We start from the raw sequence: 12,701 nt of genomic DNA, 5'->3' as shown, positions 1-12,701 counted from the left end.
TTTTTGCGCCGGGGGTGACCCGATTTCCCGCGCCGCGCTTCCTTGTTTCCGAGAGCTTTGATTTTCGATATCGGAACACAGGGAGAACCCAGGACCATGCAACCCCTTTTCATGCCCCGCCCCGCGCTGGCGCTGGCCATCGCGCTCATGCCCGCCGCCGTGCTGGCCCAGGCCCAGCGCAGCTATGACGTCGCTGCCGGCCCGCTGGATGCCGCCTTGCGCAGCACGGCCGCCCAGGCCGGCGTGGCCCTGATCTTCACGGCCGATCAGACGGCCGGACAGCGCAGCGCGGGCCTGCGCGGCAGCTATACGGTGGAGGGCGCCTTCGAGGCCCTGCTGGCCGGCACCGCCTGGCAGGCCGTGCGCCAGGCCAGCGGCGCCTATGCGCTGCGGCGGGTGGAGCAGGTGGTGCCCGCGGCGGCAGCCGGCGCCACGCTGGCCACGGTGAATGTCACGGCCACGGCCCCAGGCGCGGCCTCCGACGACTCGGGCAGCTACGCGGCAAAAGGCCCCAGCGCCACGGCCACCCGGCTGGCCCTGTCGCTGCGTGAGACCCCGCAGTCCGTCAGCGTGATCACGCGCCAGCGCATGGATGACCAGGGCATGGACAGCATGTCCGAGGTGCTGGAGCAGACGCCCGGCCTGTCGGTGCAGAACATCGGTGCCAGCCGCTACACCGTCTACTCGCGCGGCTATGCGATAGACAACTACCAGTTCGACGGCATCGCCACCTCCATCGATGTGGTGACGCAGAACATTCCCCAGGCCGAAACCGACCTGGTGATCTATGACCGCGTGGAGGTGCTGCGCGGTGCCGCAGGTCTGCTGGTGGGCGCGGGCGATCCTTCCGGCACCATCAATCTGGTGCGCAAGAAGCCCTCGCGCGACTTTCAGGGCCATGTGGGGACGGGCCTGGGCTCCTGGGGCCGGCGCCGTGCCGAGATCGATGTCTCCGGCCCGCTGGCGCAGGAAGGCCGCGTGCGCGGCCGCTTCGTGGCCGCTGCGGAGCAGGGCGGCACGCATGTGGACTTCTACAAGGAAAAAAAGCGCACGCTCTACGGCGTGGCCGAGGTCGATCTGCCCGATGGCTCCCTGCTGACGGCGGGCCTGCACTACCAGCGCAGCAATCCGCGCGGCAGCTCGGGCAGCGGCCTGCCGCTGTTCCACAGCGACGGATCGCCCACTGATTTCGGGCCGCACACCAATGCCGGCGCCCGCTGGAACACCAACCGCATCGAGGCCTACAACCTGTTCGCCACGCTGGAAAAGCCGCTGCCGCAAGGCTGGCTGCTCAAGCTCTCGGCCAACCATTTGCGCGGCAAGCGCAGCGGCTCGTCGGCCGATGCGAGCTGGGGCTTCCCCGAACGGGACACCGGCGAAGGCGTGATGCTCTACGGCGGCTACAGCCGCGCCTGGCAGCGCCAGACCGGCGTGGATGCCTCCGTGCTGGGACCGCTGCAGCTATGGGGCCGGCGCCATGAGATGGTGCTGGGCTTCAACTGGGCCGAGTACGACAACCAGCACGAACCGGCCGATGACGACATAGAAGGCCGCGCAATCAATATCTACCACTGGGGCAACCAGACCGGGCTGCCCGTGATTGCCGCAGACAAGCTCATGGACTACGACACCTGGCAAAAGCAGTACGGCGCCTATGGCGTGCTGCGTCTGAAGCCGCGCGACGACCTGTCGGTGATCGTGGGTGCCCGCCTGAGCAATTACCGCTACGCGCTGTCCACGCTCTACACCTCGGCCGCGCTGGCGCCGCGCAGCAGCGTGGTCGGCATGCGGGAGAACGCGGCCTTCACACCCTACGGCGGCATCGTCTATGACCTGAACGACAACCACTCCCTCTACGCCAGCTACACCAGCATCTTCAAGCCGCAAAGCCAGCGCGACCGCAACGGCGCCGTGCTCGATCCCCGCGAAGGCGACAACTACGAGCTGGGCATCAAGAGCGAATTCCTGGGTGGGCGGCTGGCCAGCTCGGCCGCGCTGTACTGGGTGCGCCAGGACAACCTGGCCGAGGTCGATGCGGGCCAGACCGTGCCGGGCACCTTGCCGGCCGTGGCCGCCTACCGTGCCGTCAAGGGCGCCAGGACCCAGGGCGTGGACTTCGAGATCAATGGCGAGATTGCGCGGGGCTGGCAGGTCGGTGCCAGCTACAACTACAACAGCACCGAGGATGCCGCAGGCCAGCGCATACGCACGGTGTTCCCGCGCCAGATGGCGAAGCTGTGGACCAGCTACCGCTTTGGCGGCGTATTGCGCGGCCTGACCCTGGGCGGTGGCGTGAACTGGCAGGACCGCATCCATTTCACGGCCACGCCCTGGCAACTGGGCAAGGCCGTCACGGCCGAGCAAAAGGCCTATGCCGTGGTGAATCTGATGGCGCGCTACGAGTTCGACAGGCAGTGGTCGGCCACGCTGAACCTCAACAACCTCTTCGACAAGCGCTACCTGCAAGGCCTGGACACCACGTTCTACACGGGCTACTACGCGGCCACGCGCAATGTGACGCTCAACCTCAAGTACCGGTTCTGAGGACGCTCTGTCGTCAGGCCTGCGACCACATCCGCAACAGGTTGTGGTACGTGCCGGACAGCGCGGAAAGCGCGGGGTCGCCCGGGTGGCGCAGCGTCAGTTGCTGGATCTGCTGGTCCAGGTCGAACAGGATGCGGCGCTTCTCGTCCGAGGCCACGAGGCTGTGGGTCCAGAAGAAGCTGGCGTAGCGCGTGCCGCGCGTGACGGGGTTGACGCGGTGCAGGCTGGTGCCGGGGTAGACGATGGCGTCGCCTGCGGCCAGCTTCACGCTCTGGTGGCCGAAGGTGTCTTCCACGACCAGTTCGCCGCCTTCGTATTCGTCGGGCTCGCTGAGGAATACGGTGGTGGAGACATCGCTGCGCACCTTGATGGCCGTGCCGGGGATGGTGAAGATGGCGTTGTCTATGTGGTTGCCGTAGGTGCCGCCGCCTTCGTAGCGGTTGAAGCGCGGCGGCAGCACCTTCAGCGGCAGCGTGGCCGACATGAACAGCGCGCTGGCCCCCAGCCTGTCGAGGATGAGGTTGCCTATCGCCTGGCCGGCCTGGCTGTCCAGCGGCAGCTGCAGGTTGGCCTTGACCTGGGCCGCCAGGGGGCCGGCCGTGGCGCGGCCGTCCTGCCACGGGGCCTGCTCCAGCGCCTGGCGGCACTGGCGCACTTCGTCGGGGCTGAGCAGGGCGGGTATGCGGAGCATCATGGCAGGCGGTCCTCAGGGGCGGAATCAATGAGTGTCCTGCAAAAAAGCCCCGCAGGCGGCGATGGCCTGCGGGGCTTTGCGGTGATCTGCGCAGCGTCAAGCCGCTGCGCGTTCGCCCGGGGCGATCAGCAGATCAGTACGTCCACTTGAGCGAGGCCACGGCCGAGCGGCCTGCCGCCATGGTCGCGTAGTGGGGCGAACGCACGCCGCTGTAGTAGACCTTGTCGCCCAGGTTGTACAGGTTCAGCTGCACGGTCAGGTTGCGGTCGATCTGGTAGGCCACCATGGCGTCGTAGCGCGCATAGCCGCTGGCGCCCTTGGTGACGATGCCGCCATCCACCGTGGACAGGATGTAGCTCTGGTTCACGCTGCTCTGGGCGTAGATGCCCAGGCCCACGGTCAGCTTGGCCATGGGCTTGTAGCTGGTCCACAGGCTGAAGCTGTGCTTGGGCGTGTTGGGGAAGGGCTGGCCATTGGCCACGCTGCCCGCGCCTGCGTTCTTCTGCTCGCTGTCCATGTAGGTGTAGCCGCCGAAGACGCTCAGGCCCGGCAGCACGCTGCCCGTGAAGCCCAGCTCCACGCCGTTGACCACCTTGTTGCCGCCCATGTAGGTGACGCCGTTTTCGGTGATGCGCGCATTGGTCACGTCGTTGCGGAACAGCGCGGCGGTGAGCGCCAGGCGCTTTTCCATCAGGTCCCACTTGGTGCCCAGCTCGAGCGAGCGGGTCTTCTCGGGCGCCAGGTTGGCCAGCTGGTCGGTGGAGATGCCCAGGTCCTCGTTGCCGTTGCCCAGCATGGAGCCGCCGGGGCGCGAGGAGGTGCCGAGGCTGGCGTAGATGCTGCCGTTGGTGGCCGGCTTGTAGACCAGGCCCAGCTGGTAGTTGAAAAGCGTGTCCGAACGGCTCAGGTCATAGGCCGGCGTGTTGCGGCCGGCGGGGCCGGAGGCGCTGAGCTTGTAGTGGTCCATGCGCAGGCCGGCGTTGAGCAGCCACCGGTCGTTGAACTTGAGCGTGTCGAAGCCGTACAGCGCCACGGTGTCGATCTTGTTGTGGCTGGGGTCTCCCAGGGTCACGGGCAGGTTCCACAGCGGGCTGCTGTCGGGGTTGTTCAGCGAGGCGCACCACAGGCTGGCAGCCGTGCAGGTGGTGTTGGTGGTCTGTACGGCAGCCGTGCGGGATTCTGCCTTTTCCTTGGACAGTTCCAGGCCGAACGAGTAGCTGTGGCCCACGCTGCCGGTCTGGGCCTTGCCCGTGAATTCCGAGAGGTTCTGCAGTGTCTTGATGTCGGCCACGCGTGCATTGCCACGGCGGAACACATAGCCGTTGACGACATTGCCCTTGCTGTCGTCGGGCTGGGTCCACAGGTAGTCCTGTTCGGTCTTGCTGTAGCGCAGGCTGTTGCGGAACTTCTGGGTGTCGGTGAACTTGTGCTCCACGGTGGCCGTGAAAAGGTCGCTCTTTTCCTTTTCGTAGTCGCGGCTGGTCAGGCCGTACCAGTTGTCGCGGTTGTTGCCGTAGGTGGGACGCACCACGCTGCCGCCGCGCAGGCCGGCCGCAGCCGTGCTGGTGTACAGGTAGGGCACGCCGCCATCGGGAATGTTGTCGGTCTGCAGGTGCTGCCAGGACAGCGAGACCTCGGTGGGCGTGCCCATGCCGAAGGTCACCGTGGGGGCGATGCCCCAGCGCTTGTTCTCGGGGCCGCTGCGGCCGGGAACGTCGGCGTCGTGCACCATGGCGTTCAGGCGCAGGCCCACGCCTTCGCCCAGCACGCGGTTGGCGTCGATGGTGGCGCGCCGGTAGCTGTCCGTGCCCAGGCCCACGTCGCCGCTGATGAAGTTCTCGTTCCTGGCCTTCTTGGTCACCAGGTTGATGGAGCCGCCAGCGCCGCCACGTCCTGCATAGGCCGAATCGGCACCCTTGATGACCTCCACCGATTCCAGGTTGAACACTTCGCGCGTACCGGCCGCAATGTCGCGCATGCCGTCCACGAAGGTGCTGGCCTGGGCATCCATGCCGCGGATGAAGGGCTGGTCACCCGAGGGGTTGCCGCCTTCGCCGTTGCCGAAGGTGATGCCGGGCGTGGACCGCAGGGCTTCCTGCAGGCTGGTCGCGCCGGTCTGCTTGATGATTTCCTCGTTGATGACCTGCACCGTCTTGGGCGTGTCCACCAGCGGGGCCGTGAACTTGGCCGAGGAGGCGTTGTCGGTCTTCACGGGCGCTTCGGTCGAAGACGTCACGTTCACGGTGCCCAGCGTGGTGCTGGCCTGCGCAAAGGCCGGGGTGCCAGCAAGGCACAGGGCAGCGGCAAGGGCCAGCTGGGTGAGGTTCGCGGGGGGGAGGATTTGTTGGATTTTGCTCATGTTCACTCCGATGAAAGCCCGCGGATTGTTATTGCGAATCACTAGTGTTCGGTTTCTGCTTCGTAAAGTTGGCCTGTTTGCCCTGGGTAAAAGTCCTTCGCGTTGCCGCCATGCAACAAACGAAAACCGTGTTTCACCAAAGGTCCAATGAAAACGCGGCTGCTGCCGGACGAAAAAAAGCGGCTGTCGCCAGCCGCCGTGGTTTGCTGCGGGGCGCCTGCTGCGCCCGTGCCTGGCCTTACTCGTCGGCCGGATTGGACAGCAGGGCCTTGTAGATCACGGCGCCGATCAGCGCGCCCACGATGGGGGCCACCCAGAACAGCCACAGTTGCGAGACGGCGATCTCGGGACCGAACAGGGCCGGGCCCGTGCTGCGCGCGGGATTGACCGAGGTGTTGGTCACGGGAATCGAGATCAGGTGGATCAGCGTCAGGCACAGGCCGATGGCCAGCCCGCCAAAGCCGGCTGCCGCGCGCTTGGCCGTGGCGCCCAGGATGACCAGGATGAAGAAGGCCGTCATCACCACCTCGGTGACCAGGGCAGCCGTCATGCCGTAGCCGCCCGGCGAATGCGTGCCGAAGCCGTTGGTGGCAAAGCCGCCGATGTCGGCACCGGCCTTGCCCGTGGCGATCACGTAGAGAATGCCTGCGCCCGTGATGGCGCCCAGCACCTGGGACACGACGTAGCCCGGCAGCTCGCTCCAGGCAAAGCGCCCGCCCATGGCCAGGCCCACGGAGACGGCAGGGTTGAAGTGCCCGCCCGAGATGGGACCGAAGGCATAGGCGCCGGTGACCACCGTCAGGCCGAAGGCCAGCGAGACGCCGACCAGGCCGATGCCCACCTGCGGGAAGGCGGCGGCCAGCACGGCCGCACCGCAGCCGCCCAGGGTCAGCCACAGGGTTCCGAGGAATTCTGCGGACCATTTTTGAACAGAGCTGTGCATGGGAAATCTCCTGAAACAGGCCCGCCGCTGCGCCCGGGCCCTGCGCGCACTGCCCGCCGAATGGAGGAAAGTGGCGCAGTTATAGCGCTGCGCCTGGCCTGCCGAGAGGGCAAGAAAGTGAACAATCGTCCACAGCCTGCGTCGCCACAGGGGCGGCGGGCTCTTGAAATTGCATCCGCCGACCCGAGATGAGGGCTGATTTTTTCCCTGTTGTGAACCCATAGGACATAGGACACTGTCTGCATGAGCAAGCAAACCCATTCTTTTCAGGCCGAAGTTGCACAGCTGCTGCACCTGGTCACGCATTCGCTGTATTCCAACCCCGAGATCTTCTTGCGCGAGCTGGTCTCCAACGCATCGGACGCCTGCGACAAGCTGCGCTTCGAGGCGCTGAACAACGCCGCGCTGTATGAAGACCAGCCCAACCTGGAAGTGCGCGTGTCCTTCGACGCCGCCGCCAAGACGCTGACCATTGCCGACACCGGCATCGGCATGAGCGAGCAGGAAGCCATCGACAACCTGGGCACCATCGCCAAGAGCGGCACCAAGGCCTTCATGGAAAAGCTGTCGGGCGACCAGAAGTCGGACTCGCAACTGATCGGCCAGTTCGGCGTGGGCTTTTACTCGGGCTACATCGTGGCCGACAAGATCACCGTGGAAACACGCCGCGCGGGCCTGCCGGCCGCCGAAGGCGTGCGCTGGACCAGCGGCGGCACGGGCGAGTTCGAGGTCGAGCAGATCGAGCGCCCCCAGCGCGGCACCAGCATCACGCTGCACCTGCGCCCCGAGGCCGAGGAGTTCCTCAATGCCTGGAAGATCAAGCAGGTCATCGGCAAGTACTCCGACCACATCAGCCTGCCCATCCTCATGGAAAAGGAGGAATGGAAGGACGGCGAGAACGACCAGCCCGGCGCCATGGTCAAGACCGGCGAGTGGGAGACCATCAACAAGGCCAGCGCGCTGTGGACGCGTCCCAAGAAGGACATCACGGCCGAGCAGTACCAGGACTTCTACAAGGCCATCAGCCACGACTTCGAGAACCCGCTGACCTGGAGCCACAACCGCGTGGAGGGCAACACCGAGTACACGCAGCTGCTGTTCATTCCGGCCAAGGCACCGTTCGATCTCTACAACCGCGACAAGAAGGCCGGCGTCAAGCTCTACGTCAAGCGCGTCTTCATCATGGATGACGCCGAGGCGCTGATGCCCGGCTACCTGCGCTTCGTCAAGGGCGTGATCGACTCGGCCGACCTGCCGCTGAACGTCAGCCGCGAGCTGCTGCAGGAAAGCCGCGACGTGCGCCTGATCCGCGACGGCTCCACCAAGCGCGTGCTGTCCATGCTGGAAGACCTGGCCAAGCACGATCGCCACGAGGCCGGCGAAGGCACGGACGGCGTCACCGACGTGGTCAGCGAAGAGGACAAGGCCAAGGAAGGCAAGTACAGCCAGTTCTACGCCGAGTTCGGCGCCGTGCTCAAGGAAGGCCTGGGCGAGGACTTCGCCAACAAGGAACGCATCGCCAAGCTGCTGCGCTTTGCCTCCACCAGCCAGGAAGACGCCATGGTCTCGCTGGCCGACTACAAGGCCCGCATGAAGGAAGGCCAGGACGCGATCTACTACATCACGGCCGACTCCCTGACGGCAGCGCGCAACAGCCCGCAGCTCGAAGTCTTCCGCAAGAAGGGCATCGAAGTGCTGCTGATGGCCGACCGCGTGGACGAATGGGCCATGGGCTACCTGACCGACTTCGACGGCACGCCGCTGCAGTCCGTGGCCAAGGGCGCCGTGGACCTGGGCAAGCTGCAGGACGAAGAGGAAAAGAAGGCCGCCGAGGAAGCGGCCGAAGCCTTCAAGCCCCTGCTGGCCAAGCTCAAGGAGGCGCTCAAGGACAAGGCCGAGGACGTGCGCGTGACCACGCGCCTGGTCGACTCGCCGGCCTGCCTGGTGGTGCAGGACGGCGGCATGAGCCTGCAGCTGGCGCGCCTGCTCAAGCAGGCCGGCCAGCAGGCGCCGGACGCCCGCCCCGTGCTGGAGGTCAACCCCGAGCATCCGCTGGTCAAGAAGCTGGACGGATCGGTGCATTTCCATGACCTGGCCAACATCCTTTTCGACCAGGCCGTGCTGGCCGAAGGCGGCATGCCCGAGGACCCGGCCGCCTACGTCAAGCGCGTGAACGCTCTTCTCGCGTGAGTTCCTCACAAGGATCGCCCAGGCGCATTCCATAGGCCTCAGTGCCTGCTCACTGTCGTGCCAGCGCACGGCAGACAAGCCTTCCAAGCCGGTGCCAGCCAAGCTGCCACCGGCTTTTTCACGTCTGCAATCCGTGAGGAAAACCGGTAGTCGTCGGTGGACTCACGAAAAACTCACAAATTCTTCTAAATACTCACTTTTGTCAAAAATTCCATATCATATTTACTTTTAGTAATAAAGAACCATCATGCCTCCCTTTGGTGCGTCCGGTTGTCGGCTTTTTGACAGAGCTGTTCCAGCCGGGCACCCCGTGCGTCCGTGCCTGCGGCATTCGGCGCTGTCAACGAAGCAAAAGAGAGGTTTGTATGGCTTTCACGAGAAAGGGCTGGCTGGCGCGTGCGCTGCTGTCCGGCGGCTTGCTGGCAACAGCGGCTGCCGTGGCGGCGCCGGCCGACACCGACATCCTGGTCAACCAGGATGGTCTCTATGACGGACAGGACGCATCGGCAGGGCCTGCCGGCGGCACCTTCACCTATGTGGCCAAGGTCAGGCACAACAACATCGGTCCCGACGCCGTAGGCGTCACCCTGACCGAGGTGCTGCCCGTGGGCGCCGTGTTCCAGGGCTACAGCAGCAGCCCGGGCGGCATCACCTGCACGGCACCGGCTGCCGGCACGGTGCTCACCGCAGGCAACAACACGCTGGTCTGCAACATCGGCAACCTGGCGCCCGCCGATGGCTTCAAGTCCGTGGGCTTCGAGGTCATCCTGCCGACCGTCGGCACCAACTGGCGCGCCGTGGCCAGCGCGCGCATGGCCTCGCCCGACTACGACAACGACCAGAACAACACGCAGCTGGACCGCAACTTCACCACCACCGAGGCCGCCGATCTGGCCATCGCGATGGCGGCTCCCGCCAGCGTCGCCAACGGCGGCGCCTTCCAGTACGTCATCGACGTGCAGAACAAGGGCCCGTCCGAGGTCCCCGCCGGTGGCCGTACCGTGGTGCGTTTCCCCGTGCCCAACGGCGCCGTGGTCACGGGCGTGCCCTCAGGCAGCGGCTGGAGCTGCACGCCGGCCTCGGGCGAGCTCAACTGCACGCGCGGCGGCCCGGTGCTGCCAGGCGCCGTGCTGCCAGCCATCACCGTGCCGGCCATCGCCAACATGAGCGGCACCATTGCCGGCGCTGCCAGCGTCAAGGGCTACAAGGACGCCAGCACGGAGATGCCCGACGGCCAGTCCGGCAACAACACCGCCAGCGCCGCCGTGGTCTCCAGCGGCAGCGAGTTCGTGGATGTCTCGCTGCGCAAGCAGGTGGCGCCCACGGTGCTGGATGCGCTGCAGGCGACCGAGGTCACCTATACGCTGCAGCCGCGCCGCGAAGGCGGCTCCCTCGTGCCGCGCGATCTCACCGTCACCGACACCCTGCCGGCCGGCGTGACCTTCACGGGCTTCGACGGCAGCACGGCGCCCTGGCTCTGCGGCCACAACAGCGGCACCGTCACCTGCACCCATGCGGGCGAGTACCCGGTGGCCGGCTACGCCAACATGCAGGCCATCCGCTTCAAGGCCGTCGTGGCTGCGGGCGGTGCACCCGGCACGCAGCTGGTGAACCAGGGCGTGATCGGTGTGGCACCCGGCCTCAACGAGCCCAATACGACCAACAACACGGCCAGCGCGGCCGTGGACTTCAGCAACGATGCGCGGCTGAGGCTGGCCAAGGCCGGCCCTGGCCGCCCGGTGCTGGCAGGCCAGGAGTTCGAGTACACGATCACGGTGACCAACACCGGCCCCATGCCCGTGCTGCCGAATCAGCAGATCACCGTGACCGACAATCCCGCAGACGGCCGCATGGCCATCGTCAGCATGTCCGGTGCGGGCACCGGCGCGGGGGAATGGACCTGCACCACCCCGAGCTGCACCTCGACCGCGGGCCTGGCCGTGGGCGCCAGCCGCCAGATCAAGGTCAGGGCCAAGGTCACGCTGGCTTCGGGCCATCTGGACTTCACCAACAACGCCTCCGCTGGCGTGATCGGCCGGGACAATGCATCGGCCACCACCTCCGCGACCGTCACCGTGTCTGCCGACAAGGTGGATGTGGGCATCGTCAAGAGCGTGGTCAGCCCCGTGCCGCCGGCTGCCATCAAGAGCGGTGCGGAGGTCACCTACCAGCTGGTGGTGAAGAACCACTCGGCCAGCACGACGGTGACGAATGTCCGCGTGCGCGACGCGCTGCAGTCCCTGGTCAAGCAGACCGACGGCGTGCGCATCGTGGGCGGCAACCCGGTGGACGAGGCCGGCAATCCCGTGCCGTACACCTACCCGGGCGGCGGCTTTGTCTCCAGCCGCATCGTCTCCGGCGCCAACGCCAGCTGCGGCACTCCTTCGGGCGGCGTCAACAGCGAGACGCGCGATCTGACCTGCGACATCACCTCCATGGCCCCGGAGGCCGAGGTGGTGATCGAGGTCAAGATCCGCCCCAAGCGCGCCACCACCGGCACCTATGCCAACGCGGCCTCGGCCCAGTCTCTGGACATCCATGACGCCGATCCCGGCAACGATTCCTCGACGGCCAGCATCACCGTGCAGGCCATCGCGGAAATCGCAGCGCAAAAGCAGGTCTCGCCCAAGGTGGCGGCTGCGGGAGAGCCGCTGACCTATACGGTCACGGTGCCCAACTACGGCCCCTCGTCGGCCGCCAATGTCACGCTCAAGGACGTGCTGCCTGCAGACGCCATCTTCATCGGCACGCCCACGGTCTCCGGCGGCGGCACCTGCACTCCGGCTGCCACCGATGGCGTGCAGGGCGGAACGCTGGAGTGCGCCTGGGCCAATCCGCTGCCCACAGGCGCGCAGTACACCGTGACCTACAAGATGCGCTCGCGCGGCGATCTGGCGGCCGACACGGAGATCCTCAACACGGTCGCCGTGGACACCGCCACCGAGGAACTGACCAAGGCCAACAACCAGGCCGAGGCCAAGGCCCGGCTCAAGCGTGCCGAGCTGGATGTGAACATCAGCATGCGCCACACGGCGGACGGCCTGGTGCTGGGTGAGGACACCGAATACACCATCACGGTGACCAACTCCGGCCCCTCCTACGCCACCCAGGTGGTCGTGACCGACAAGTTCCCCGCATCGGGCTCCACGGCCACCTTCAGCTACCAGAACGGCCTGGCGCTGGCCGGCATTCCCGGCGCCTCCGCATCCTGGTGCGGCGTGCAGCCGGCGCTGAACGCGACCAGCGGGCCTCTGCAGTGCACCATCCCCTCGCTGGCGCCGGGCCAGAGCATGACCATCAAGTTCAAGATGCGTGCACAGACCCTGCCCGACAAGGCTTCGGGCGGCACCATCTACCACGAGGCCTCGGTCAAGCCCTTCGAGACGGAATGGCTGAGCAATGGCGGCGATGTGATCGTCAACAACACCACCACCGACCGGACCTCCACCAGCCGCCAGGGCAATGCCGTGGACCTGGGGATCGGCAAGCAGGGCCCCGCCGGCCCGCTGGACGATGGCGACACGGCCAGCTACACGCTGACCGTCACCAACTACGGCCGCGATCCGCAGTCGCCCGCGGGCGGCTCGGTGACCGACGTGCTGCCCGCCGGGCTGGAGTTCGTCTCGGCCTCGGCAGGCTGCAGCTATGCCAGCGGCACGCGCACCGTGACCTGCAGCGTGCCGCAGCTGGCCCAGGGCGGCACGGCCGTCTTCACGCTGGAGACCAAGCTGGACAAGCCCTACAAGGGCGCCCGCCCGCTGGTCAACTCGGCAACGGTCTCGGTGCCCGGTGACGGCAATCCCGACAACGACAAGAGCACGACCACCACGCCGCTCAAGCCGGGGCCGGGCGGCACGGCCAGCATTCCCACGCTGTCGCAGTGGGGCCTGATGCTGATGTCGTCCCTGCTGGCGCTGATGGCACTGGGGACCATGCGCAGGCGCGAGCGTCGGTGATGCGCCCGTGACGAC

General features: G+C 66.6%; 6 protein-coding genes. 3 read left to right on the top strand and 3 right to left on the bottom strand.

Annotation, left to right across the window (positions count from 1 at the left end):
• The first annotated feature begins 96 nt into the window (after window positions 1-96).
• Window positions 97-2,544, top strand: a complete 2,448-nt coding sequence (locus PO605_RS03655; RefSeq protein ID WP_272206098.1) for a TonB-dependent siderophore receptor — start codon at window positions 97-99, stop codon at window positions 2,542-2,544.
• Window positions 2,545-2,557: 13 nt separating this feature from the next.
• Here PO605_RS03655 and PO605_RS03650 read toward each other — a convergent pair whose 3' ends face one another.
• The 3 genes from PO605_RS03650 to aqpZ form a co-directional block, all read right to left on the bottom strand.
• Complete coding sequence (locus tag PO605_RS03650; RefSeq protein ID WP_047472621.1) at window positions 2,558-3,238, bottom strand: Fe2+-dependent dioxygenase; 681 nt, start codon at window positions 3,236-3,238, stop codon at window positions 2,558-2,560.
• A 133-nt stretch (window positions 3,239-3,371) separates the two neighbouring features.
• Window positions 3,372-5,597, bottom strand: a complete 2,226-nt coding sequence (locus PO605_RS03645) for a TonB-dependent receptor (protein WP_047472622.1) — start codon at window positions 5,595-5,597, stop codon at window positions 3,372-3,374.
• Between the two features lie 238 nt (window positions 5,598-5,835).
• The gene (aqpZ, locus tag PO605_RS03640) at window positions 5,836-6,540 is read right to left on the bottom strand and encodes an aquaporin Z (protein ID WP_016446578.1); all 705 of its coding nucleotides are present in this window, start codon (window positions 6,538-6,540) and stop codon (window positions 5,836-5,838) included.
• Window positions 6,541-6,783: 243 nt separating this feature from the next.
• Between aqpZ and htpG the strand changes: the two genes are divergently transcribed.
• Both htpG and PO605_RS03630 read left to right on the top strand, forming a co-directional pair.
• Window positions 6,784-8,730 (top strand): molecular chaperone HtpG, encoded by a 1,947-nt coding sequence (gene htpG / locus PO605_RS03635; protein WP_047472623.1) that lies wholly within the window; start codon window positions 6,784-6,786, stop codon window positions 8,728-8,730.
• Between the two features lie 365 nt (window positions 8,731-9,095).
• Complete coding sequence (locus tag PO605_RS03630; RefSeq protein ID WP_047472624.1) at window positions 9,096-12,686, top strand: IPTL-CTERM sorting domain-containing protein; 3,591 nt, start codon at window positions 9,096-9,098, stop codon at window positions 12,684-12,686.
• Window positions 12,687-12,701: the final 15 nt, after the last annotated feature.

Source organism: Delftia sp. DT-2 (genome assembly GCF_028401915.1).
Lineage (GTDB): Bacteria > Pseudomonadota > Gammaproteobacteria > Burkholderiales > Burkholderiaceae_C > Comamonas > Comamonas tsuruhatensis.
Note: the sequence above shows the minus strand (reverse complement) of the source record. Positions and strands in the feature narration are given on the sequence as shown.

Coding starts and splice junctions, on each gene's coding strand:
- PO605_RS03655 (WP_272206098.1), top strand. CDS start 97: ATGCAACCCCTTTTCATGCCCCGCCCCGCGCTGGCGCTGGCCATCGCG.
- PO605_RS03650 (WP_047472621.1), bottom strand. CDS start 3,238: ATGATGCTCCGCATACCCGCCCTGCTCAGCCCCGACGAAGTGCGCCAG.
- PO605_RS03645 (WP_047472622.1), bottom strand. CDS start 5,597: ATGAGCAAAATCCAACAAATCCTCCCCCCCGCGAACCTCACCCAGCTG.
- aqpZ (WP_016446578.1), bottom strand. CDS start 6,540: ATGCACAGCTCTGTTCAAAAATGGTCCGCAGAATTCCTCGGAACCCTG.
- htpG (WP_047472623.1), top strand. CDS start 6,784: ATGAGCAAGCAAACCCATTCTTTTCAGGCCGAAGTTGCACAGCTGCTG.
- PO605_RS03630 (WP_047472624.1), top strand. CDS start 9,096: ATGGCTTTCACGAGAAAGGGCTGGCTGGCGCGTGCGCTGCTGTCCGGC.